Consider the following 25,494-nt stretch of genomic DNA (forward strand, 5'->3'; position numbering starts at 1 on the left):
GGGAGGTTATCAGGGTTTCTTCCCCCTTATCATACTTAAAAACACGGGCGTGATGCCCAGATAAGAAGCGATTTGCTTTTGCGCTATCCGTTGTTCCAAACCGGGATATTGTTTCTGAAACTGGGTATAACGCTCTTCGGCAGTTTTGGATAGATTGGAGGTGATACGGCGCTGGTATAAGTTAAAACCGTTTTGGGTAAGGATGCGGAAGAAGCGCTCAAACTTTGGGATATCAACATATAACCGTTCGAGCACAACGTGGCTGATGTAAAAAACATCGGTATCTTCTAAAGCGGAAATGTTATAGAACGCAGGTGTTTGTGCCGAAAAACTGGAGATATCAACAGCCCACCAATTTTCGGGGCAAAATGAAATGTTATGCTCTTCGCCGTTGTTGTCGGTATTAAAAATGCGCAGGCAACCCTTGTTCACAAAGTAAATGTTCCGGCAAATCTCGCCATAACTTAGCAGTATTGTATTCTTTTTAACTGTTTTGTGCTTAAGGATGCTTTTTACATGTTCCGTTTCGGCAGCGTCGAGTGAAATATGCATGGCAAAATTGGCCAGGATAACATCAAACATTCTTTTGGTTTTTTATAAAGATAACATGTGCCAACAACAAAATTGGCTGGCACATGTTTAAAGCAATATTTTGCAGCCGCTTATTGCAATGGCGGAAAAAAGCTTACCAACCGGGCTATCTTGCCCTCCGCATCAAACTCAATATAATCTGTACCGCCCTTGGTTTCTTTACCGGGGATATCAACTGTCCAGGTATACAGGGCCACATTATGATGATGGTCGGGCAGGGTATGTACGTGAAATATACGTCCCGGCGCTATCTCATGCGATCCTACACACAGCGCGGATATGCCATCTACACCTGATACATTTTCATAATTTGGATCGGTATAGGTTGCATCTGCCGCCCAGCATTTGGCAAAAGCAGCTTTGATGGCTTCTGCACCTTTTACGTTCCAGCTGGCTACGTATTGTTTGATCGTTTCTTCGGGTGATGTTTTCATTGTATCTTATTTTTGATGTGATACAAAGGAACAAAGGCGGCGGCGAATTAAAATTAAAGTAGTTTAATAAATGAAAATAGGGTTTGCATAGCGCAGACGACTCACACTGACGAGGCTACGATGTCATGCTGAACTTGTTTCAGCACCCCACTTGCAAAGCCGCAATGCACAAAGTTACAAAGCATGTTGGTTACCTGTCCCGTGGGGTGCTGAAATAAGTTCAGCATGACTTCCATTTTAAACTTCAACTCTTCGATGTCTCCCACATCAAACTACGAAAAAACGCTTTTTCTATCTTGATTCCTGGCTCTCGATTCTTGACTCTTCTCCCCGAAACTCCTTCATGAGCTCCAACACATCTGCCCAATTATTAACCCTTTGGTGGTGGTGTAGGTTTACATTATGAAAAGCATCAAACATAATGGCTTTGCCGTGGCAATAATCAAGGTTTTTGCAATGGTCGTCAATTAAAAAGTCGGTTTTGATGATGCTTTTATCGCCGCAAAAAACAATGTGACGCCAGTCGATAAACGGGAAATGCTCTGCCAGCCAGTCGTACTTTTCGGGCAGCGAAAGGGGGAACTCCATAGCTGCCGATACAATGTATACCTCAAAATCTTCCATTAATGATCTTACCGCTTCAACAGCACCTTCCATCAGCGGTAGCGTGCGGAAAAAGCCGGGCTTGTTTACCATTTGGTGCCCAATGCCATTAAAGGCGTCATGTTCGCTTTTGCCTGCAATATCCGGTCGGGTAAGCCTGATGCCGGTTTCCTGTTCGTAATAGTCAAAAAAATGAGGTTCGGTATCGGCCATTACACCGTCCATGTCAATTGCTATCGTCTTTTTCATATTTTGCAATATTTTTCTGCAAATAAAATCAATTATTGCAATAAGTTGCAAGTTTTATTTTTTAAGTTTGCAATAAATTGCAATTAAGTCATGATTAAGGACGAGCGCTTAGAACAAATATTGGAGCATGTTTCAAGGGTACGCAGTGTATCATTAACGGACCTGAGCACCTCACTCAATGTATCTGAAGATACCATTCGGCGGGATATCAAGATCCTATCGGATAAAGGGCTGTTAAAAGCCGTGCGTGGCGGCGCGGTGGCGCATTCGCCTATCCCACACCATTACAGGGCAAGGGAAAAGCACGATATGGCGCAGAAGAGAATAGTTGCCTCAAAGGCTTTACATTTTATTAAAGACGGGCAGGTGATATTTTTAGATGGTGGTACTTCCATCCAGGCCCTGGCCGAACTGATCCCCGCCGATATGAAGATCACCGTGGTTACCCACAGCTTTCCGGTGGTGAGCGTTTTGGAAGATCACCCTACTGCCGATGTCATATTTGCAGGCGGTCGCCTTTGTAAAACCGCTTTTACTACTATTGGGTACGAAACTATAAAGGCGTTTAAAAATTTCAGGGCTGATCTTTGCCTCATCAGCGTTTGCAGTATCCACCCCAGCATGGGCCTAACCACTGTAGATCACGAAGAAGCGCAGGTAAAACGCACCATGATGGAAATGGCCGGCCAAACTATCGCCCTATCTACCATGGATAAATTAAACACTGCCGAATCATACTACATAGGCCCGGTTACCGATGTAGATATCATAGTTACCGATACCGAACCCAACGACGAAAGGCTGAACGTTTACAAACAAGCCGGCATCACTATATTTTAACACACATTGAAAAAGAATTTAATTCCCCTTACCCTTGGCGGCTTAGGCATAGGCACTACCGAATTTGTGATGATGGGCCTGCTGCCCGATATTGCCAAAGATTTTAACGTTAGCATCCCGGTTGCCGGTCACCTGATCTCGGCCTATGCGCTGGGCGTTGTTATTGGCGCGCCGCTATTGGTAGCCATCAGCAGCAACTATCCGCCTAAAAAAATATTGATAGCCTTAATGGTGATGTTTACGGTGTTCAACGCCTTTTCGGCTTTTGCACCGGATGATCACGCCTTGTTTATTGCCCGGTTATTATCCGGCCTGCCGCATGGCGCGTTCTTTGGCGTAGGCTCGGTTGTAGCAAGCCGCCTGGCCGAAAAAGGTAAACAGGCACAGGCCATATCGGTGATGTTTGCCGGGTTAACCATAGCCAACCTGTTAAGCGTTCCGCTGGGTACATACATTGGTCACCATTATTCATGGCGGTATACTTTTGGGCTCATCGCTTTTATCGGATTGATGGCTTTGCTGTTCATTCAGCTTTGGCTGCCCGCTTTGCCGGTAAGCCGCGAGGGGGATATCAAATCAGAAATGGGTTTCTTTAAAACCCGCGAAGCCTGGCTGATCCTTTTAACAACTGCCATTGGTACCGGCGGCCTGTTTTGCTGGATAAGCTACATAGCCCCGCTGATGACAGACGTTGGTCATTTCTCAAAAAACAGCGTACCACTCATCCTCATTGTTGCAGGCCTGGGCATGGTAATAGGCAATATATTAGGCGGCAAACTGGCCGACTGGGTAGCTCCCGTAAAAGCATGTTTAATATTACTTATTAGCATGGCTGTGGCACTCATTGGCATTTACTTTGTATCGGGCAACCAGGTGCTGTCCATTATCATGACATTTATTACCGGTGCCTTATCGATGGCCATCGGTTCGCCCATCCAGATCCTGATGATCCGCACAGCCAAAGGTGCCGAAATGTTGGGCGCAGCGGCTACACAGGCAGCCTTCAATACAGGTAACGCGCTGGGCGCATTTCTTGGTGGTTTGCCTATTGCCATGGGCTACGGCTTTACCTCGCCCGAATTGGTGGGCGTGGTGATGGCCATAACAGGAGCATTATTTGCGATGATGCTGGCTAAAAGGCAATCCGTGGTGAAACGGGAATTGGAATTGGTTTAAACTTTATCGCTGTTGTGTTGCGCAACAAGTGAAACAGTGAAAAATAGTATATAGTTAACAATCAGTAGATTGCGAATTGTCATAATTTACAAACCGCAACAGCCGGAGATATTGACGATGATATTTTTCATTTATAAATATTGATGACTTTGTTGTTTTTATATTGATATGCCCCGGAGGTACTGTTCAAATAAATACGATTGAATTGAGTTTTTATTAAATTTATATCGCCTCCGGGAATCGTAAACTCTTGTAATAACCGTTCATTTTTAATTACCGCAAAATAAGAGTTTATATCACCGGAAGATGGTCCTGTAACATAGACGGTATTTTTTATTTTTTTAATATTATATATATTGTAAGCCTTTTTGAAACTCATCAGGGTATCGGTTATGCCGTTCTCTCTTTTTACGTAAAGCTTATTGTTGTCATTGTTGTTACTGATAAAATAGTTCTCTACCGATAGATCTGCAATTTGGTTATCGTTTTCTGGCAATTGTTTTACGAACTGCCAGTTATGGGAAGCGTCTCGCCCCGAAAGCCTATATATTTTTTTACTCCGAAAATCTGTTATCTCAAGTGGTTCACGGGGTTTTGAATCGATGTGAAATGGAAAGAAGTTATTGGTGTTAAATTCATAGGTGATCCAGGTTTTTCCGGCATTCACTGAGGAATGTATCATGCAATAACTTGGTTCATGGATACCAGCCCAACGTTCCAATCCCCACCAAGTTCCTTTGTCGTCTATCGTAAACTCATTTAAGCGGAATATTTTTTTACCCAGCCATGTCCACGTTTTACCATGATCGGTGCTTAACTCGATACCAAAGGACCCCCTCAACAATACTATTGTGTCTTTAGATACATCAAAAGTGCCACATATTTTATGATCTTTTCCGGCATCTGCAAGCATTTGCTCCCATGACATCAACTTGCGTCTGGGTGCAGAGTCATTTACTGAACGACTTGTTTTTTTATCGTTATTTAAACACGAAGTGATGCCCAACATTAGGGCTATCAATAAAAAGTGAGTTTTGCGAAATCTTAACGGCAGTACAGCATACTTCTCCATATTTATTTTACCCGTTTAACCTCCATCTTTCCTCCATCACCATACAATGTTAAGTTAACAACCCCATCTGCACCCTTTACAAACTCAAGTTCGTACGGCAGTTCGCGCAGAAAAAACTTGTTGGGAGCTTCGGCAAAAAGCTCGCGTTTCATTTCGCCCTGCATCCTTACGTAAAGGTGGGCATCTTCAAACAACACGGTCAAAGTGCGATTTGGCGCTAATTGAAATTGCCCGGTGTAAGTTTGCAATATACCCGTGGATACCGGCATGAGTTTTTTAATATTGGGATGATACAGGTCTTTAAAACCGTAAACCTTTGCTACGCTGTTTACCACTTCTGTTAGCAGTTGCTGGCTGCCACTGTTAAGCATAACCACTACGCCGTTACCGCCTTGCAGGCTGCCATAATAAGCGCTTTGAAAACCTACCGTAGACCCCGCATGGGTGAAATACTTTGTGCTATCCAATGTATTAACAAAAGTACCTAATCCCGAGCCCATCTTATTCTGATATGGGGTAAGCATCAGCCTGGCGCTTTGCCGGGTTAATAATTTAGTCGACTTGCCCTCATAAGCCATTTGCACGGCGACTACAAATTTGGCCAGGTCGGTAGGATTAGTCCACAAGCCGGCGGCAGCCTGTTCGGGGAAAACACGGTATTTACCGGGGATAGGGTTGCCTACAATATTATAACCTGTGGCCAGCAAAGCATTATTAATATCGGCAGGTGGTTGCATAAAAGTGCTGTTACTAATACCCAGCGGTTTTAGTATGGCTTGCCTCATATAATCAGCATACGGCTGCCCGGTAATATCCATCACCATTAGTTGCGAAATAATAACCCCGCCACCCGAATACTCGGCCCGTAAGCCTGGTTCAAATAACGAATGAATGCGTGGTGAATTGGCGGGCTTTTCGCCATTTAGTACCTGTACTATGGTTGGCAGAGGCTTGCCCGGCTGGTACCCGCCAAAGCCCGATAAGTTTACTCCCCCAGTGTGGCTTAACAGGTTTGCCATGCTGATCTTTTTTCCTTTAGCCAGGCTATCGTACGGAAACTGCCAGCTTTTTAAATAAGTATTGATATCGGAATACAGATCGAGCTTTTTATCCTGTACCAATTTAAGTACCCCAATAGCGTTGAATGATTTGCTTATAGAACCCGCCTGGAAAAGCGTTTGCGTAGTAACCGGCGTTTTTGAACTATCATTGGCAAAACCATATCCTTTGGCCCAAACCAGGCGGTAGTTTTCAATAACCGCAATACTTAAACCTGGCGTTTTGTAGTAGGCCATTCTATCCAATATATTCCATGTTTTTTCACCTTCTATCTGCACGGATGCAAACAGTCCGTTTTCAACTTTTGTAATATTCTCCCGGGTATCACTTTGGGCATGAGTCCTTAATGAGTTTAATAATAGTAAAAGTAAAATAGCCCACGTATAAGTTGTTTTCATACTAATTATTTTGTTTTGATAGGATTGTAAGACAAATATTAAAATTTAATTTTGATATTTTAAATTTTACGGAATTTAATTTTAAATATAGAAATGGAAAAAATGATCTGGCAGTCACATTTTATCTCCCAAATGTCATCTCTTTACTGTAAATTGGTATATCGGGAAAAGTCGATATATATTTGCAGCATGGATCAGTTAGAAATATTCAAGGCACTTTCCAACAAAACGCGGCTGCAGATATTGCAATGGCTTAAGGAGCCCGAGTTGAGTTTTCCCGGCCAGGAACCCTACGGATACGATAATGGCATTTGCGTTGGCCAAATCCAGGCTAAGGCCGGGCTTACGCAATCCACCGTATCGGAATATCTTTCCATTATGCAGCGCGCCGGGCTGGTTACCGTTACCCGGGTAGGGCAATGGACTTATTACAAACGTAACGACGAAGCTTTTGCCGCCCTGAGTAAACTGGTGGAATCCGAATTATAATAAGCATTTATTAAACAAACATATAACATGACTGCCAATAACACTTTATTCAGGCCATTTAGCCTGAAATCGTTAAATATCAAAAATCGTATTGTAATGGCACCGATGACGCGTTCATTCTCGCCAAATGGTGTGCCTACAGCTGATGTTGCCGCGTATTACCGCAAACGGGCGGAGGGTGAAGTAGGGTTGATCCTTTCTGAGGGTACCGTTATTGATAGGGTATCGTCATCAAACGATGCCAATATCCCGCATTTTTATGGCACTGAGGCTTTGGCCGGCTGGCAAAATGTAATTGATGGTGTGCATGCCGAAGGTGGCGCTATGGGACCGCAGATCTGGCATATGGGCATAATGGATAACCACCATTCGGGTTGGGTACCATCGCAGCCGTTTGAAGGCCCGTCGGGTTTAAACAGGCCGGGCAATACCAATGGTAACACTATGACCGATGCCGACATTGCCGATACCATAGCCGCGTTTGGTCGTGCAGCCGCCGATGCCAAAAGATTAGGTTTTGATTGCGTGGAAATTCACGGTGCACATGGTTATTTGATAGACCAGTTTTTTTGGAACGAAACCAATAAACGTACCGACATTTATGGCGGTAAAACCCTGGCCGAACGCAGCCGTTTTGCGGTTGAGGTGATTAAAGAGGTAAGGAAACAAGTTGGCGAAGATTTTGCCATCATTATCCGCCTATCGCAATGGAAGCCTGCCGACTATAACAACCTGCTTGCCAAAACTCCGCAGGAACTGGAAGCCTGGTTAAACCCTATGGCCGATGCCGGTGTGGATATTTTCCATTGCTCGCAACGCCGTTTCTGGGAAACCGATTTTGAAGGATCGGATTTAAATTTTGCCGGTTGGGCCAAAAAAGTAAGCGGTAAAGCTACCATTACAGTGGGTTCTGTTGGTTTAGATGGTGAGTTTTTGGCTGCCTTTGGTGGTGCAAGCTCAAACCCAAGCTCTTTAGATGAATTACTGCGCCGTATGGACCGCGGTGATTTTGACCTGGTAGCCGTTGGTCGCCCACTATTAGCCGATCCCCATTGGGCACAAAAGATCCGCGATAACCGTACCGTGGAGTTAAAAGGGTTCAGTAAAGAAGCTTTGGCGCAGTTGGTGTAAAAGATTATCTATCTTGATTTTATAAAGCGGGCTATCCTTTGGGTGGCCCGCTTTTGTTATTAGGTGGGCGAAATGGTATTTACTGTTCCCTCAAAGTCTCCAAACCACGTCATATGAACATGGTTTCGGAAAGCACTGTTAGCTATGTGCAACTACTGAGACCTCTGCGAAAAGCCGTGCAGGAGCTGAAATTTTAGGATTAACAGAATGCTCCCGGTAATTTTGTCTGAACCTGAATTTTCGCATTTGTTGGAGTCGTCTGTACTCTTGTATTTGTTCATAAAAATGCCCCCAAATAGTGTCTAACTTTTGGGGGCAGTGTAAAGCAGCAGCCTTTTTTTTATTAAGCGGAATGCTCTTATTTAACAGGGATAATATCTATAATAACTGTTCTGTTATAAAACCGTTCTTCTACTAAATTATTTTCAAATGGTGCATTGCCTGCATCTTCGCCAAAGCCTATGGTTTCAAATTTAACATTGGTTTTACCAGCTTTAATTAAAGCACGTTCTAAAGTATGCTGAACATCCAGTGCGCGCTCTTTTGATAGTTTCAAGTTGTGATCTTCCTCGCCGATGTTATCGGTATGGCCATGAATAATAACCGTTGATCCATCGGTAATTGAAGCGGATACAACATTGGTTAAAAACTTATCATATGATACAATGGCATTTGATCTGTCAAAATCATACAGGATGCTGTAGCGTAAGCCTTTGGTTGGTGTTTCGTCCTGGCGTATCAAATGCACAGCGCTTTCTTTCCTTACAGGAACACCTGCGCGGGTTTCGCCTGTCATCACAATTTTGTAGTCGCCCGAAGAATTGCCGCCTAAAATTGTGTTGCCGGGAATGTTTGCCTGGTCATCAATAAATGGTCCGAAATGCTGAACTGTACCTTTATCATCCGTAACATCTACCGACCATGATCTAAGCAGCTGTTTTGCACTATCGATATTTAAAATTACCTGGCTATCAGGCGGGTTGGCTTGGGTGGCATTTATCTGAACAGGCTTCATCATATCGCCGCCTACTTCTGTCAATAATTCTGGCGAGGTGCTGGTAATATCTACACGACGGTCGCCTGTGCGCAGTAATAACAACTCTTTAGTGCCGCCCGGCTGCTCAGATGGGATAAGGGGCTTGTTACGGCCGGCAATGGTTATTCTTGATGCATCCACTGCAAATTGGGTAATCAGGTATTGTTTTACAGCTTGTGCCAGTTCTTTACCATCTGCAGGGCCTTTAGCCGATGCACCGGTTAGTACAATTACAGCGCCTGGGTTTGTCCTTAACCTATCACCTAAAATATTCAGGATGTTGTGGTAAACATTCAACTGTCTTGCAGATCGGCCGGCCATGTTATCAGACTGCTCGTTTTGCAACTGCTGTTCCCTGAAAATACTTGCCTGGTCTGTGGAAAGCATAATATACCTGGCCGGGATCTGACTTGCTCCTTCATCAAAAAATACAGAATTACGCAATGGCAACGTTTCGCTTACCTGCCGTTTTAAAGGTACGCCTGTTGGCGTGGTTACTGTAAAAACAAAATCATGCATAGGTGCAGGCGTTGTGGTTATTGCTTTAGGTGTAATTTTTGAAGCCTTACCAAATTTAAGCGCTATCCCGGCACGTACTGTTGTAACCGACCAGCTTTCGATACTGCGCGGCTCCTGACCAAAGTAGGGGTGAAATGAAACAAACGGCGAGATACTCACTTTGGTAGTACTGCTGGCTGGTGAAACCATAATATCATAACCCGCGCCAACCTGACCCGAGATGAGGGTTTTGTGCATGGCACTTAATTGGCCATTGGTATTAGGTTGCTTAAGCTGAGTATACTCAAAATCTTTACTTACATTAAACGCAACTCTTGGGCCGGCAAAAAAATATAGACCGGTTGAAGGTACTGTTAAACGCAGGCTTGGTTCAACCGCAATGTAACTGGTATTGGTTTCTAAAGTTGCAGGGCAGTTACAAGGGGCCACCACATCTTTGAATTTACCACCGCGGCCATCATAAGCTACGTTAAGCATAACACCCAATACACTTCTTGCCGGTCGGTATTCCATCAAAATAGACCCATAAGGGCGTATATCATGACCTTTATGGAATGCGGTAGGCGCTATCAATGAATTGTTTAACCGTTGGGTGGTGCCATCGTAAAAGTTAAAATTGGCAGCTCCGGATACACCAAACCACCATGTTGGGGCTATAGTGGTTTGTGCTTTAACCGTTATGCCGGCCATAGCAACCATCAAACAGCAGATGATGGTTGTTTTAATTATTTTATTGATTGGTAACATGAGATATTTCTTTAAATATTTTGTTGACAGATAGTATTCAATCCCCAAAAAGAGATTGAATACTGTTGATACTGATGCTGGCTTATTGTGGTACGTTAACGGTGGTGTTTACCATAGTAACCGAAGCTACCAGGGATATAGCCCTGCCATTTAGCACCGTTTGTACCGCGTTGCCGGCTGTTGAAAAGGTGATGCCCGCACTGGATATGATAGTACCCGTCATGATGCCGCCACCCGCGCCGTTGATAACAGCTGAACTGCCTACGTACCAGTAAACGTTTTTAGCGAGGCCGCCATTTTTCATGATAACGCTCCGGGCGCCTGCCGGGCCTGCCGTACCTACGGTGAGGCCGGCAGCCGTCTGGAAGATCCATACTGCATTCGGATCGCCTTTGGCATCCAGTGTCAGGTCGCCATTGGTTACTTTGAATGTGCCGCTCGCTGCTTTATATACGCCGGGGGCTAAAGTTAAGCCGCCTAATTCGCCAGCGCCGGGATCAATACCTCCTGGTTTCGAGGCCGGGGATATACTGTTGTAGGCAATGGTGGCGTCAAGCAATCCCTGTGTGGCAACAGCGAACGAGGTAGCTGTGCCGGGTGCTGGTGGCGCTGTAAATATGCCTTCTGTTACATTACCCTTGTTTAGTGGTGTTTCTGTATAAATATCGGCAGTCAGGCCATCATGGAAACCGGTAACCAGCGTTGATGCGGCAGTTGTGCCTATCGATCCGTTATTGATTACCGTATTTAAGCCTTGGTTGGTTACGCCTGCATTGCCGCCGAAAGCGCCAAATTTTGCAGCATTCCCTAAAATCGGTGGTATAATGATTACGTTGAGCGTAAAGTTGGCCGTTACATGTTTGTTGGCATTCATCACAACCGTTAAGGGGTTGTTTGTCCCTGTTGCATCGCCACTCCACGAGGTAAAGGTGTAGCCTGGGTTTGCAGTTGCAGTGGCCGATGCTGATGAGCCCGCAGTATACGCGCCTGATCCGATTGTTGAGCCGCCCGCTGCCGGGCTTGATGTTAATACCAGTGCAAATTGTGATGCGGGTGTAGCTTTAAAGTTGGCTACTAATTTACGATTGGCTGCAAGTATAAACTGATAGCTTGAGCTTGTGGAGGCCACGTTGCCGTTATCCGTCCAGTTAACAAATGTAAAGCCGTTATTCGGGTCGGCAGTTACGGTTACGATGGTGCCGGCATTATAGGCACCAGACCCACTGGTTGTACCGCCAATGGCGGGACTTGAGGTAAGTACTACCGCAAACTGCGATGCAGGTATCAGTTTAAAGTTGGCAACCAATGCCTTGTTACCCGCCATGGTAAACTGGTAGCTGGAACTGGTTGAAACAACAACTCCATTATCTGTCCAGTTGGTAAATGTGTAACCTGTATTGGGTGTTGCTGTAACAGTTACAATAGATGCCTGCGCAAATGTGCCACCACCATCGGTAACACCGCCAATAGCAGGAGCTGCTGTTAGCGTAACTTGCGGAATGGTTGTAAACGTCCAGGTGTAATCACTTACCATTGCGGTGCGTAAAGTGTCGGTTACCGATGCCTTTATGGTGCCCGTATAAATAGTAAAAGGCAAAAGGGGCTGGGTTGGCGTAAAAGTAAATATGGTGCCGTTGGTGGTGTTGGTTATTGTACCTGCAATAACAGTAGCGCCTTGTTGTATTATAAATGTTTTGCCGGTAATTGTTGAGGGGGCCATGCTGGTGTTAAAGGTTACCGATATGGCTTTATTTAAAACAATGTCAGCAGCTTTATCAGCAGGGTCGGTTGAAACCACAACCGGGCAGTCGCCCTTGATTTCGCCCTTATAATTATCTTTTTTACACCCTGAGGTTAAAATAGTAACGAGTAACACCAGCGACAAAATTGCGCCGAATGTTTTGGAATAGCCGCCGCGCTGGCGCATACGGATGCCATCCATAAGCATAGTAAATGTTTTTTTCATGAATATATTATTGAAAGGTAAATTGTAAAAGTCCCGTGGTTCCTATTGGGTCAGATTGCAGGATAATACAAATTTAGGGCTACTTAGCAACAGGCATGTTACATAACTTTTTGTATAAGTTATATAATTCACACATTCACCCGATCAGCTTGTTCCCGATAGTCAAAATGCTTAAACTGTGAAGGTGTTAAGCCGGTAACTTTTTTAAATTGGTTAGATAGGTGCGCTACACTGCTGTAATGGAGTTTCCACGAAATTTCGGTGAGGCTTAATTCATCTTGCCATATCAACTGTTTTACCAGTTGAATTTTATTCATAATGATAAACTGTTCGATGGTTATGCCCTGCACATCTGAGAATGTATTGGCCAGGTAGGTATAATCACGGTCAAGCTTGTTACTCAGGTAGTCAGAGAAATTGGTTTTCAATGGAATGTCTGAGTGAAAGATCAAATCGGTAACCACCTGCTTTATTTTTTCAATCAGGATGTTTTTTTTATTATCCATTAATACCAGCCCGTATTTCAATAAAGCGACGCCCGCCTGTTGAATTTGAGCCGATACAACATCTCCGGTAATAATTACTCTTCCCTGGTCAATAGAAATGCATTTTAGCCCGGCCCTTTGTAATTCAAATTCGACGATAATTTTACAGCGACTGCTGATCATGTTTTTTATAAAAAGATCCATTGTGCCCCATATATTACAAAACAAGTGCCTTTATTTGTTTTGTCGCTGTTGCATTTGATTTTTATTGCATTTGCCGGTTATCCTTTAATAATATAGTGCCTGAAATGGGATGAGAGCATTTAATGTGCGCGTAGGGAAGGTTAAACTTGTTAACATTTAATGTCTCATATAGCAATGGGTTGTAATTTCATTACATTAATGATCAGTATATAGGATTTTTTTAGTTGTTTAACTAAAAAAAGGCTATTGCGGCATATCCTGACAAAGATCTCAATTTGTTAATTAGAAGTAGCTTTAGCCCGAAACTCCTGTGAAACCCACATTGCCGTTCACCCGGCAATTATATCGGTATCAGTCGATTTATTTCGCCGCTCCTTGTCCGGAAATAGATGATTTCGTTCTTGTTGGTATTTCTACCCGGCCGCGTAAGGGATAGCAGCGAATACCGGCCTAATGCCTATAGCCGTATAAGCGGATAGCCCGACCCGACCTAAGGAGGGTTACGCCATGATTAATCTGCCTTTAAATTCCGCACCGGGTTGGCAATTGCTGCTTTAATAGACTGGAAACTGATAGTCACCAATGCGATAAACATGGCTGCCAGGCCCGATGAGATGAACACCCATACCGGGATATTGATGCGGTAGGCAAAATTATCGAGCCAGTTGCGCATGAGCAACCAGGAAATGGGCGATGTGATGAGCAGCGCGATGGCGATAAGCCTGATAAAATCCTGGGATAACAGGAGGGTGATGTTCATTACCGAGGCCCCTAAAACTTTACGTACGCTGATCTCTTTTTTGCGCTGGGCAATGTTGTAAGCCGACAGACCTAATAAACCAAGGCACGAAATTACGATCGCCACAATGGCGAAGCAAACGAACAGTTTGCCAAAGCGTTCCTGGGCGATGTATTGCTGGTTGTAGGCTTCATCGGCAAAAAAGTAAACCAATGGCACATCGGGCAGCATCTTTTTCCAGGTGGTTTCCAGTTGATCCACGGTGCCCCGTACATCGGGCGAGGTAATATCGATAGTAATATTGGTTAAATGGCTGGAATCTACGCGGATGGTTAGGGGCTGCACGGTTTCCAAAAAGGAATGGTTATGAAAATCTTTGATCACCCCTATGATCTCGCCGGTGTGGTTAAGCTGTTTAAAGTGTTTGCCAATGGCGTCTTCGGGCCGTTTAAAGCCCAGGCTTGTTAACATGGCCTGGTTAATGAGCATGGTTTTCATGGAGTCGAGTGCGGTGTTTTTCTGGAAATTACGCCCGGCAATCAAATCGATATGGTATTGTTTCAGAAATACATCGTCCATAAAGTAAACGTCGGGCCGTTGCTGCTGCTTTTCGCCTTTGCTATTCTCAATTGTGGTATTAAACTGGTTGTTGGTAGTGCCAGGGATAGACGACGACAAACTAACCAAACCAACACCCGGGATGCCCATCATCTGTTGCCTGATGACATCGGTATGCTCATTGATGCTTTTGCTAAACTGGTAATCGATTACCAGTTTATGGTCTTTTTGAAAGCCAAGCTGCTGGTTTTGCATAAAGTTAAGCTGCATGTAAACCACGGTAGTAGCCAGTATGAGAAATATGGAGATAGAAAACTGCGCCACCACCAGCGACCGCCGCAGGATAAGCCCCGTACCAGATGAACCTGTTTTGCCTTTAAGGCTGCTGATGGGTTTAAAGCCCGATAAAAACAGGGCCGGGTAAGCGCCCGATAAAACACCAACCACAACAGCCAGCGCCAACAGCCATAAAACATGCTGTACATTGCCAAATATACCATCGGCCACAATGGTGCCGGTTAGTTGGTTAAACAATGGTAATAACAGCGATGCGAACAGCAGGGCGATCACAAACGACACCAGACAAAGTATCACCGCATCCATAAAAAACTGTAGCATCAGTTGGTATTTTGATGCCCCAAGCACCTTACGCACGCCTATTTCTTTAACCCTTTGCAACGAAAACGCTGTAGTGAGGTTAACGAAATTAAAGCAGGCGATAAACAAAACCAATACCGCTATAATGGAAATGATATACACATTGGTAATGCTGCCGCTGGCCGATGTACCGGTGCGGTGCCCGCGTGGGTTACCGTATAAATAAACCTTTTTTAATGGCTCGATAGACAGCTGATATTTAAATTCGGTTTGATCCATATTGGCTTTTACAAGAGCCGGCAGCTTGGCCTGCACCGCGTCTGGCGACGCTCCCGGTTGCAATAGCAGATAGGTGTAAAAGCCAAAGCGGGTCCAGTGACTTTCCCAATCCTGGTCAACGAGGGTTGATATCGAAAAAATAACATCCACCCGCAGGTGCGAGCTATAAGGAATATCTTTCATAATACCCGTTACCCTGCATTTGGCTTTACCATTGATGAACATGGTCTGGCCCATAGGGTCGGTGTTGCCAAAGTATTTTTTTGCCGCGGTTTCGGAAAGTACTACGTCGCATGGAGCATTAAACAGGTGCTTGATATCGCCCCGCAGCAGCGGCCACGAAAATATTTTAAATGCTGATGAATCGGCATAGGCTACCTCTTCTTTCATAGCATTGTTGGGGTTGCTTTGCAGGATCATATCGTCCATAAAAACCCTGGCCATATCTTTTACTTCGGGGAAGGTGGCTTTTATTTGGGGCCCCATTGGGGTTGATGTACTTTCGTAAGTGGTGCCCGCTGATGTTTTGATGTCGGTTACCAGGCGGTAAATATTATCGGCCTTTTGGTTATAGGTATCGTGATTCAATTCGAAGTGGACGTACAGCAAGGCAAAAAAACAAACGCAGATACCTGTAGCCAGGCCAATGATGTTGATGAGCGAAAAAAACTTATTCTTCCATAAATATCTTAACGTAGTTTTAAAGTAGTTTTTGATCATGGCTGATGGTATTTGGGTAAATGCATTTATTAATAATCCCTAAAATAGGGTTATAGGTTGATATTTGGAGAGAAATATTGATTTAAAAGATTTGTCATCCTAAGTTTTTAGATCCGGTGGACTCTGAAGGTAGGAAGGACGTTAATAATAAAAAGAGGGTCATGCTGAGCTTGTCGAAGCACGCGGTCGAAGGCCTCTACGCGTGCCCTTCGACAGGCTCAGGGTGACCGGCCCTCGCTCATAGAAATCGAATATGTCATGGGTAGGAATGAATGATCTTCTTAGCCCTGCTCATCGCAGACTTTCATGGTGAAGAAGATCCTTCGCGATGCTGCCATTGACACATTTGTAACTTGCTGATTATTAGAGCTATTTTTAGTGTCATTTGCAATGCTATTATTTGTGCGCAAATAAAACTTCCTCAGGATGACAAACGTTTTCACAAACATTATGATAATCAGTGGTCATCTGTACTGTGCTTTACGTTTATTTGGGAAACGAAATTACTTTGTGTTAAACGTAGTTTCGTAAACAGGTTTCCGGTTGCTATTTTTCTTTGTCTTGATTCCTGACTCTTAACTCTTGATTCTATTTCCAATATTTTTTTGTAACATCGTATAGCATTATTGCATCTAAACAAAAAAACAAATACCAAAGCCTGCCGGCGCAAACCAATAAAAGCAAATATGCCGGCAAATAATCAGGAAATCATCATGAAAAAAATAGTAATAGCGCTTACAGGTTTAGTGTTGAGTATTTCGGCTTGCAGCCAGAATCCGCCACAACAAAACAATGTAACTATCGAAAACAATACCACTGCCGGTTTTGATGTGAATAAACTTGCCCAGTTTGTTAAAAACAGTACCGACCCGCAAACACTGGAAAAAGCCATTAACAATCCGGCCAACCAGATCAACAACCTCGACCTGGATAAAGACGGTAACATTGATTACCTGAAGGTACAGGAAGCTGATAACAACAAGCTAAACGTAATTGATGATGTGAGCAATTCGCAGTCGGTAACGGTGGCCAGCATCAATGTGCAACCTACCGGCAATAATAACACCGCCAATCTGGATATACAGGGCAACCCGAGCTACGTAGGTTACAACAACTACTACCACTCGTCATTCGGCCTGACAGACTTTTTGATATTGAGTTACTTTTTACGTCCGCACCCTTATTACGTGCCGATGTATCACTACGGATATTATCCGAATTATTATACCCGTACGCGTACTTATACTACTTTCAGGCCTACTACGTCGTCGTCAATGTCGTCAAGAACAAACAACAGGAGTAGCTTAAGTCAGCCTACCAGGTCGCAAAGATCGTTCAGCAGCCGTAACTCAAGCAATAGGGTACGGAGCGGTGGTTTTGGCAGCAGCAGTTCGGGCAGCAGCTTTGGCAGCGGGAGAAGTTCAAGTAGCAGATCAAGCTTTGGCCGTAGCCGTGGTGGTTTTGGCCGCAGGCGATAAGCGTGCTTTATTATTTCAATTTTAGATTTTAATTTAGATTTAACCCGAAGCAACATCAAGTCTCCCCTACCGGGGGAGATTTAGAGGGGGCCGACAACCGTACTTAACATATGGCTATCCAATTAAGAAAAAACACTGTTTTATCTGACGATAATAAAAAAACGTTTAAAGCCATCGTCGTTTTAAACGAAATGATAAACGGCGATCACCAGTTTAGCAGCAATGCTTATGGCGATGATGCCGTACTACAACCCTTATTTACCGAGTTAATTGCCAATGGCTATATCATCAGCTCGGGTTCGGTATATAAAGTTAGCTCAAAAGGGCGAGGTGTATTTGAAACGTTTATGAAACGGTACACCGAGTACCTGAAGGTTTATGACGTTTTTTCGTTTGTTGATCTTGAAAGCGGCGAGTTTGCTTTTAGCAGCTATTTCGATTTTGATACCGATGACGACTGGTTCAACTTTACGGATAACGAGCGTTTTGACGACCTGCGGATTGCCGTAGCCATGTTTAAAAATGTTAACCCGGCCGAAATTGTATTCATGAGTTTCGTTAACGAAAATAGGTTTGATACCAGCGTATCCGGCTGGCAAAACGACCTGATGGGCGCTAACGCCTGGGCCGAGATAGAAGAGATCTGCAACACCGCCATTAAGCCCGACGAGGTTGGTAAAGATGCCATGGTAGATATGATAAACCAGGGATCGGAACTGATGATCAAACTGATGGAGGAAGAGCAAAAACAGAATAACGAGAATAACAATGGGGGCGGTGGCACAACTACTACTACCATTGTTGAAGAAGAAACCATCGAATACTACCAACCCTACTACGATCCGTATTATATATCGCCCATATGGCTGGTGCCATTATTTTTATGGTAGGGTAAAATGTGAAACCCGGCAGCCCACACAAGTGGAATGACAAACAAAACGCGTCATTGCGAGGCACGAAGCAATCCCCGACTGTACAGATCCGCCCTGTAAGCAGGGGATTGCTTCGTCGTTTCTCCTACCCATGACAAATATAAAAATATGTCATTGCGAGCGCAGCGTGGCAATCTCGTAGCCATACAGAGCGAATATGCATGGCGACGAGATTGCTTCGTTCCTACCCATGACAAATATAAAAATATGTCATTGCGAGCGCAGCGTGGCAATCTCGTAGCCATACAGAGCGAATCTGCACAGTTCGCGATTGCTTCGTGCCTCGCAATGACATAGCTTTATATTGTCATTCTGCCTTCAGAATTTCGCGAAATTTTATAACTCGCAATGACGGGGGCTTTAAGTTGTCATGGATGAATAAGCACCACGCTCCAATTAAATCTGTACTCCTTTATCCAATGATCTTTACTCCCCATAAACCCCAAACATCTTCTCAATAGCTTTTTCCCGGTAAGCAAAAATCTTCTTCACCTCTTTTCCTACAAATATCTTATTGGTAAAGGTGCCGATGACGCCGTAGGGAATGGCATAGTTCAGGATATCGTTCATTTGTACACCGCCTTTGATCTCTTTAAAATGATGCTGGTGGTGCCATAGGGCATACGGACCAAAACGCTGCTCATCTACAAAGTACTGGCCATTGGCAACGTGGGTGATCTCGGTCATCCAGTTCATTTTGATACCTAGCAGGGGCGAAATTTTGTAGGTGATGATCATACCGGTGTATATTTTGGTATCGGTGGTATAATCAGATGTTACCACAAAACTCATATCGGGCGGGGTAATCTTAGCAAGGTTTAATGGAGATGAAAAAAAATCCCAGGCCTCCGCTAAAGAGATCGGGATTTTTTGCTCTGTTTTTAAAACGTATATTTTCAAAATGGGGTCCTTTGGTAGCACAACCGCCATGCGCATGTTATTGTTTCGATACTTAAATATCGCCAACTTTTGTCCTTTGTCCCAAAGTCTTTCGTCCAGAAGTCTCAAAAGTCCATCGTCCCCAAGTCCTTAATCCAAAAATCCTATCGTTCGCTGGTGCCAATCGGTAATCCCCTGCGGCTCCATTCGCTCCATGATCCTACGTACATTTTGGCGCCGCTAATACCGGCGTATTCCATACCCAACAGCGTATGGCAGGCAGTAACGCCCGATCCGCAATGTACAATAATATCTTCGCCCACAACAGCGCCAACGGCTTCATCATAAACTTTACGAAGGATATCGGCATCCAAGTACTTGCCGTCTGTGCCCAGGTTGCTAACGTATGGCAGGTTGAATGCGCCGGGGATGTGGCCGGCGATGAGATCCAAGGGTTCGGTTATGCCTAAATAACGTGGTGTTTCGCGTACGTCTATTACAATGCGGTTAGGATCGTGCGCGGCTATGGCTACTTCTTTAATGGTAACCGTACCTGCAAAGCCGCCTGTTACCGGGTAAGGCGCTACGGGAGTTGGCGTGTACTCTTCAGTACTAAGGTCAACACCAGCATCCTTTGCAGCCTGTAAGCCCCCGTTAAGCACTTGTACGTTTTGATGACCGATAGCTTTCAGCATCCACCAGAAACGGGCACCGCCAAACGCTGCCGATTTATCGTCATAAACAACAACATGGCTATCGGGCGTTATGCCCAATTTGCCCAGCAGGGCAGCAAAATCATTAATATCTGGTAAGGGGTGACGGCCGCCTTGTGAGGCATCGGTTACGGGGGCGGCAAGATCGCGGTCGAGATCAACGTAAGCCGCGTTTTTGAGGTGACCAGCCAGGTAGCGGTCATGCGTATCTTTCCCGGCGCGGGCGTCGATAAGTATGGTGTTCGGGCCGGCCAAAGCCGGGTCGTTAATTTCAATTAATGGCGACATAGCAATATCTGGTTTTTATAAAACCAAATATAGAAACAGCCTTTTTAGTTTCGCGTTTTTTACTGCACTATTTTATTGGCACAGTATGAACTTGCAAAAGCTTCTGGTTTGGCCTTAAATACAAAGCCCATGCTCAGGATGTAACCCATAGCTTCGTGCAGGGCCGCATTTGATTTAAACATAGGGTTGGTATTTATATCGGCATGTACCTCCAGCTCCACATCGTACAGGTCAAGCAAATCGCAAAGTTTGTAGGCAATGTCGATAGATTTTTGAACTTCGCTCAACATCCGCTCTTTGATAGTCATCTTTTGCGAAGTACGTTCCTGGTGGATAAACATAAAAGCACCGCGTTTTTCGCGCAGGAACACAATTACGGTAGCAAAATCGGTAACGTTACCCTTCACCTGCGAATCTGTACCAATACATACTTTTAGTTTGTTACCAAGGGCGGCTTCGCGTTCAATTGCCTTTTCAACCTCTTCCATGATGGGCGTTTGGATCACCTCGCCGCTGAATTTTCTCCAGATCATAAAAATTGATTTTAGTTAATTTTTGATGACCCGTTTTATGGGTCTATAAAAATAAGCGATTAGCTTTCATATTAACGTTAACCAAGCGTCATTTATTTGTTAACATTAAGCTGATTATCAACAGGATTTGGACGATGTGCAGGTGGAAATTAGATGTGCAGATTTCAGGTGTGCAGATGTGCAGATGAAAAACGATTTGAGGATTTGAAAATCTGAAGAGGGGAGGGTCGGATGATTTTTTCTGAACCCAAGTTTATCAGATTAAAGGATCACCAGGATTTCTCCTAAAAAGTCTGAAAACACCACACAAATCAAATCCAAAAAATCTGATGAATCTGCTTAATCCGGGTTCAGAAAAAAAGAAAGTTTGAATATAGTGCCAGGTGAGCTTAATCTGCACATTTGAAATTTGCACACCTGCACATCTACCCCAGTTTAGCCCTGATCATGTTCTCTGCTTCTAACACCACTTCATCAACCGGCCTGCCGGTGGGTTCAATTGGGGGGAGCACTTCCCAGTACATGGGAGTAAATGTGTTTAGCGGAAAATTGCCGTATTGGATCATTTTCCAGGAATCTCTTATGGCGATGGGCACCAGTAAAGCTTCGGGGCATTTTTTTAATAGTGTGGCTATGCCTGCCGATTGAAATGTGCGTACAGTTCCATCTGTTGATCGCGTGCCTTCTGGGAAAATCACTGTGGACCAGCGGTTCTCTTTCATCCGGGTAGCCAGTTTGGCCAGTTCGGTGATAGACTGGCGCGGGTCTTTCCTGTCAATATTGGCACCGCCACCATGTTTCAGGTTATAAGATATCGACGGTATGCCCTTGGTGAGTTCAATCTTCGAGATAAATTTGGCGTGGTATTTACGCAGGTACCAGATCAATGGGGGTATATCCAGCAACCCCTGGTGATTGGCCAAAAATATAATCGGTCGCCCCAAAGGCAGATCTTGTTTGTTGGTAAATGTTACCGAATTACCCAACAAGTATACGGTACTTACCAGGCACAGGTTAAGCAGGTCAACCGCGCGTTTATGGGCAGCGTATCCCAAAAAGCGGAAACACACCCATTGTATAGGCTGAAATATAACAAGTACCAGTAAAAAGGCTCCGGTTGCTATGGGAGTGAGAAGATAGCCTAAAAACTTTTTCATCGACTGCCAAATTTAGGTATTTTTTGGAAACCTGTATTTACAATCGGTTTTCGGCAAGTAATAATTTTACTTTAAGCACCGCGGCCACCGTCATCGAATCAGTGATTTGTCCGTCACATACCATTTGGTAAACCTGGGCAAAAGGTGCTTTTTTAACTATCAATTGCTCGGTATCCTCAGGCTCGGCCTCATGTTGGGTAAGGCCGCGGGCTACATATATTACACCCCATTCATCGCTTACGGAATTGCTGAGGTGTAGTTGCTGAATTTCTGTCCATTGCGATGCTTTTAATCCGGTTTCTTCCAGCAGTTCGCGCTTTGCCGAATCTAAGGGACTAACTCCTATTTGACCGCCGCCTTCGGGTATTTCCCAGCTATACTGGTTAAGCGTAAAACGGTATTGCCCCACAAGATAAGTGTTCAGCTCATCATCCAAAGGCAACACACCTATAGCCAGGTTTTTAAAATGTACCTTGCCATAAATGCCCGGATTGCCCGATGGATTGATTATCTGGTACTCGGTTACATTAATCCAGGGGTTATCATAAATGGCTTTTTCAGAAGTTATTTTCCAGGGATTATTCTCGGGATGATGCATGCCGGGAAATTAGGATTTTTTTGGACAAAGGACGAAGGATTTTTGGACTTTGAGACTTTTGGACGATGGATAAGCGGCTTTGTGGCGAAAGTCTGATAGTTGATACTATGAAGAGAAAGCAAAATAGCGCCGCACTCCCAGCGGGCGCTATTTCATAATTAACTATTAACTGAAAGTATCTTCTTAACAAAATGAAGAAACATGTAAAGAACGACAAGAGTACGCTGATCTGTAAAAAACAGATCTCCCGTTTGGGATTATAGTAATTGTTTATTCATGTACCTTTTTAATTGATCATTTAATTTACAATACTAAATTAAACCCAACAGGGTAAATCAGCCTGCAAGTGTCGATGAAACTTAGGTTTATATCGATGAGTAACGCCGCCGAGGCGGCATACAATAGCTTATCAGCAAGTTTAGCTGGTGCCCTGCTACTTTGCAGCTTATCTTTTGCAGGTTTTTAGCTGCGCAAACGTTTGTGCTTTCCCGGTCTGTGATTATTCTTTTTTTTAAGTTTGATAAATAAGGTACATTATAAATAGCATAACAATAATCCTTGTAGGCACCAAAAATCAGGTAGCTATTAATACCTCTTAAGTATGAAACAAATTAAACTGGTGATTATTTGTGTTTTATTACACTACATTCCCGCTTTTACACAAGCCAGCAGGCACGATATGCATTTTGATACACTGGCCACACGGTGGGACGAAGCCATCCCCCTGGGCAATGGTATGATAGGAGCACTTATTTGGCAAAAGGCAAATCACCTGCGCTTTTCACTTGACCGCGCCGACCTTTGGGATACCCGCCCCATGAAAGGCCTGCACCGGCCCGAGTTTAGCTATCAATGGGTGCTAAACCAGGTCAATAAAAAAGATTATGCCCCGGTGCAAAAATATTTTGATGACCCTTATGACCACGAACCGGCACCATCAAAAATCCCTGGCGGGGCATTGGAGTTTGATACCCAAAAATGGGGACAGGTTAAATCGGTTAACCTGCATTTACCGGATGCTTTGTGCAAGGTAAAGTGGGCAAACGGCGTTATTCTTAAAACGTTTGTACATGCAACCGCGCCTGTAGGCTGGTTTAGGTTTGAAAACATAAAAACGGCATTCGTCCCCCAGCTAATAGCGCCTAAATACCAGGGCGAGGTAAAAATAAGCGGCGATCCTGTTGGCGGCGATGACCTTTCCCGGCTTGGATATCCACAGGGAAGCATCAAAAGAAAAGGGAATAGTATTACCTATATACAAAACGGTTATGGCGGGTTTACCTATCAAATTAATGTAAGCTGGCGTTATGCCGCTGCCCATACTGTTGAAGGTGTTTGGAGTATCTCATCACAATACCCCAACAAAAAAATTAATCCGCCGGCTAATGCCGTTTCTAAAAAAGCGCTAAAACAAAGTTTCAAAAGTTATTATAGTTCACATAGTGCATGGTGGCAAAATTTTTGGAGTAAATCGACCATACACCTGCCCGATACATTGCTTGAAAAACAATGGTACCTGGAACAATATAAATTTGGTTCGGCCTCAAGATCAGGGGCTCCACCCATTTCCCTGCAAGCCATCTGGACTGCCGATAATGGTCGCCTCCCTCCCTGGAAAGGCGATTTTCATCATGATTTAAATACCCAATTGAGCTACTGGCCAGGCTATAGCGGCAACCATTTAAAAGAATCGATGCCGTATCTTGATCATCTTGACGCCAACAAAGCCAACTATGAACGTTACACTAAAATGTATTTTGGTACTAAAGGCTTAGCTGTGCCAGGCGTAACTACTATTAACGGTACAGAAATGGGTGGCTGGATCCAATATTCGCTTTCGCCAACGGTATCGTCATGGCTTGGCCAGCATTATTATTTACAATGGCGCTACAGCATGGATAAAACTTTTTTACGCACCAGGGCATATCCCTGGATAAAAGGAGCAGCTACTTTTATTGAAAGTTTAACTGTTTTGGATAGCGTCGGCCATCGTAAATTACCTATTAGCTCCAGTCCCGAAATAAACGATAATGATATTACAGCCTGGTTTCCCCAAAACACTAATTACGACCTGGCACTCATGAAATTTACCTTTAAAGCCGCGGCAGAACTGGCAACAGAACTGGGGAATAGCAAAGAAGCTGCGCATTGGCAAAAGATAGGCTCACAATTTGATGATTTTGCCATTACCCCAGCCAATGAACTGATGTTTGCGCCAAGCATGGCTTACAACCAATCGCACCGGCATTTTTCAAATATGATGGCTATACATCCTTTAGGCTTAATAAAATGGGAAGACGGGCCAAAGGCGCAGTCGGTGATCAAAAACTCTATTCATTTATTAGATAGCATAGGTCCGGCTTATTGGTGCGGCTACTCATACTCCTGGCTGGCCAATATGAAAGCCAGGGCCAAAGATGGCGAGGGGGCAGCTAAAGATCTTACCATTTTTGCTAAGGCGTTCTGTTCAATAAACAGCTTTCATTTAAACGGCGACCAAACCAAATCCGGTTATTCTAAATTTGTATACAGGCCGTTTACATTAGAAGGAAACTTTGCGTTTGCATCTGGTCTGCAGGAAATGCTGATACAAAGTTATGCTGGTTTCATCGAGGTTTTACCTGCTGTGCCTGTAAGCTGGAAAAACTTAGCCTTTGAAAATTTACGCACCGAAGGCGCGTTTTTAGTGAGTCTGAAAAAGGCAGACGGGCAGGTTACCGAAATTAAAATAGTTTCAGAAAAAGGTGGTAAAACAAAGTTGAAGCTTCCGTTTAAAACTTTTTTTAGCACAGTTAAAAAAGATGTACAGATAAACCCTGCCGAAACCGGCTTTGTAAGCTTAATCTTTAAACCCGGTGCTACCCTTATTTTAAAGAATGGTTACGAATGATGCAGGCCGAGCAAACAAGTATCAAGTAGTTAGTAGCAAGTATCAAGATTTTTGAATAATACTAAAAAACACTTCAAACAAGCAATGCTTCGGTCTTGATACTTGATACTAATTACTCCCCTAAAAGGTATTAG

Annotated in this window: 22 protein-coding genes; 7 read left to right on the top strand and 15 right to left on the bottom strand. The window is 44.1% G+C overall.

The window, feature by feature from the left end; all coding sequences use genetic code 11:
* Positions 1–9: 9 nt before the first annotated feature.
* The 4 genes from FHS10_RS17895 to FHS10_RS17910 all read right to left on the bottom strand — a co-directional run bounded on the left by FHS10_RS17895 (position 10) and on the right by FHS10_RS17910 (position 1,877).
* Complete coding sequence (locus FHS10_RS17895) at positions 10–582, bottom strand: Crp/Fnr family transcriptional regulator (RefSeq protein ID WP_259093068.1); 573 nt, start codon at positions 580–582, stop codon at positions 10–12.
* Positions 583–662: 80 nt separating this feature from the next.
* Positions 663–1,025, bottom strand: coding sequence for a nuclear transport factor 2 family protein (locus FHS10_RS17900; protein WP_259093069.1), 363 nt, complete (start codon positions 1,023–1,025; stop codon positions 663–665).
* A 101-nt stretch (positions 1,026–1,126) separates the two neighbouring features.
* Positions 1,127–1,252: a hypothetical protein gene (locus FHS10_RS17905; protein WP_259093070.1), complete on the bottom strand. Its 126-nt coding sequence runs from the start codon at positions 1,250–1,252 to the stop codon at positions 1,127–1,129.
* Between the two features lie 64 nt (positions 1,253–1,316).
* A complete protein-coding gene (locus FHS10_RS17910; protein WP_259093071.1) occupies positions 1,317–1,877 on the bottom strand; it encodes a 5' nucleotidase, NT5C type in 561 nt (186 codons plus the stop codon).
* A 90-nt stretch (positions 1,878–1,967) separates the two neighbouring features.
* Between FHS10_RS17910 and FHS10_RS17915 the strand changes: the two genes are divergently transcribed.
* Positions 1,968–2,717 carry a DeoR/GlpR family DNA-binding transcription regulator gene (locus tag FHS10_RS17915; protein WP_259093072.1) on the top strand — a complete coding sequence of 250 codons (750 nt, stop codon included), beginning with the start codon at positions 1,968–1,970 and terminating at the stop codon, positions 2,715–2,717.
* A gap of 6 nt (positions 2,718–2,723) precedes the next feature.
* Entirely contained in the window at positions 2,724–3,893 is a 1,170-nt protein-coding gene (locus FHS10_RS17920) for an MFS transporter (RefSeq protein ID WP_259093073.1), read from the top strand.
* Positions 3,894–4,020: 127 nt separating this feature from the next.
* Here FHS10_RS17920 and FHS10_RS17925 read toward each other — a convergent pair whose 3' ends face one another.
* Complete coding sequence (locus FHS10_RS17925) at positions 4,021–4,965, bottom strand: beta propeller repeat protein (protein WP_259093074.1); 945 nt, start codon at positions 4,963–4,965, stop codon at positions 4,021–4,023.
* A gap of 2 nt (positions 4,966–4,967) precedes the next feature.
* Positions 4,968–6,422: a serine hydrolase domain-containing protein gene (locus FHS10_RS17930; protein WP_259093075.1), complete on the bottom strand. Its 1,455-nt coding sequence runs from the start codon at positions 6,420–6,422 to the stop codon at positions 4,968–4,970.
* A gap of 189 nt (positions 6,423–6,611) precedes the next feature.
* Here FHS10_RS17930 and FHS10_RS17935 point away from each other — a divergent pair, with 189 nt between their 5' ends.
* Positions 6,612–6,911: an ArsR/SmtB family transcription factor gene (locus FHS10_RS17935; protein WP_259093076.1), complete on the top strand. Its 300-nt coding sequence runs from the start codon at positions 6,612–6,614 to the stop codon at positions 6,909–6,911.
* 27 nt (positions 6,912–6,938) lie between these two features.
* Positions 6,939–8,042, top strand: a complete 1,104-nt coding sequence (locus FHS10_RS17940) for an NADH:flavin oxidoreductase (RefSeq protein WP_259093077.1) — start codon at positions 6,939–6,941, stop codon at positions 8,040–8,042.
* 358 nt (positions 8,043–8,400) lie between these two features.
* Here FHS10_RS17940 and FHS10_RS17945 read toward each other — a convergent pair whose 3' ends face one another.
* The 4 genes from FHS10_RS17945 to FHS10_RS17960 form a co-directional block, all read right to left on the bottom strand.
* On the bottom strand, positions 8,401–10,344 hold the full coding sequence (locus tag FHS10_RS17945; protein WP_259093078.1) for an OmpA family protein: 1,944 nt from the start codon (positions 10,342–10,344) through the stop codon (positions 8,401–8,403).
* An 82-nt stretch (positions 10,345–10,426) separates the two neighbouring features.
* Positions 10,427–12,310 carry an InlB B-repeat-containing protein gene (locus FHS10_RS17950; protein ID WP_259093080.1) on the bottom strand — a complete coding sequence of 628 codons (1,884 nt, stop codon included), beginning with the start codon at positions 12,308–12,310 and terminating at the stop codon, positions 10,427–10,429.
* Between the two features lie 128 nt (positions 12,311–12,438).
* A complete protein-coding gene (locus tag FHS10_RS17955) occupies positions 12,439–12,999 on the bottom strand; it encodes a helix-turn-helix domain-containing protein (protein WP_259093081.1) in 561 nt (186 codons plus the stop codon).
* A 511-nt stretch (positions 13,000–13,510) separates the two neighbouring features.
* Positions 13,511–15,892, bottom strand: a complete 2,382-nt coding sequence (locus tag FHS10_RS17960) for an ABC transporter permease (protein ID WP_259093082.1) — start codon at positions 15,890–15,892, stop codon at positions 13,511–13,513.
* Between the two features lie 713 nt (positions 15,893–16,605).
* Here FHS10_RS17960 and FHS10_RS17965 point away from each other — a divergent pair.
* Positions 16,606–17,370: a hypothetical protein gene (locus tag FHS10_RS17965; protein ID WP_259093083.1), complete on the top strand. Its 765-nt coding sequence runs from the start codon at positions 16,606–16,608 to the stop codon at positions 17,368–17,370.
* Between the two features lie 110 nt (positions 17,371–17,480).
* On the top strand, positions 17,481–18,260 hold the full coding sequence (locus FHS10_RS17970) for a hypothetical protein (RefSeq protein WP_259093084.1): 780 nt from the start codon (positions 17,481–17,483) through the stop codon (positions 18,258–18,260).
* A 468-nt stretch (positions 18,261–18,728) separates the two neighbouring features.
* Here FHS10_RS17970 and FHS10_RS17975 read toward each other — a convergent pair whose 3' ends face one another.
* From FHS10_RS17975 to FHS10_RS17995, 5 genes are all read right to left on the bottom strand, one after another.
* On the bottom strand, positions 18,729–19,202 hold the full coding sequence (locus tag FHS10_RS17975) for an SRPBCC family protein (RefSeq protein ID WP_259093086.1): 474 nt from the start codon (positions 19,200–19,202) through the stop codon (positions 18,729–18,731).
* Between the two features lie 143 nt (positions 19,203–19,345).
* Positions 19,346–20,182, bottom strand: coding sequence for a sulfurtransferase (locus FHS10_RS17980; protein WP_259093089.1), 837 nt, complete (start codon positions 20,180–20,182; stop codon positions 19,346–19,348).
* 59 nt (positions 20,183–20,241) lie between these two features.
* Entirely contained in the window at positions 20,242–20,715 is a 474-nt protein-coding gene (locus tag FHS10_RS17985) for a ribonuclease H-like YkuK family protein (protein ID WP_259093091.1), read from the bottom strand.
* A 425-nt stretch (positions 20,716–21,140) separates the two neighbouring features.
* The gene (locus tag FHS10_RS17990) at positions 21,141–21,872 is read right to left on the bottom strand and encodes a lysophospholipid acyltransferase family protein (RefSeq protein WP_259093094.1); all 732 of its coding nucleotides are present in this window, start codon (positions 21,870–21,872) and stop codon (positions 21,141–21,143) included.
* Positions 21,873–21,909: 37 nt separating this feature from the next.
* The gene (locus tag FHS10_RS17995; protein ID WP_259093097.1) at positions 21,910–22,470 is read right to left on the bottom strand and encodes an NUDIX domain-containing protein; all 561 of its coding nucleotides are present in this window, start codon (positions 22,468–22,470) and stop codon (positions 21,910–21,912) included.
* Positions 22,471–23,071: 601 nt separating this feature from the next.
* On the opposite strand from FHS10_RS17995, the gene FHS10_RS18000 reads away from it, so the two are divergent.
* Entirely contained in the window at positions 23,072–25,360 is a 2,289-nt protein-coding gene (locus FHS10_RS18000) for a glycosyl hydrolase family 95 catalytic domain-containing protein (protein WP_259093099.1), read from the top strand.
* Positions 25,361–25,494: the final 134 nt, after the last annotated feature.

The sequence above is a fragment of the Mucilaginibacter dorajii genome (assembly GCF_024808255.1).
Classification (GTDB): domain Bacteria; phylum Bacteroidota; class Bacteroidia; order Sphingobacteriales; family Sphingobacteriaceae; genus Mucilaginibacter; species Mucilaginibacter dorajii.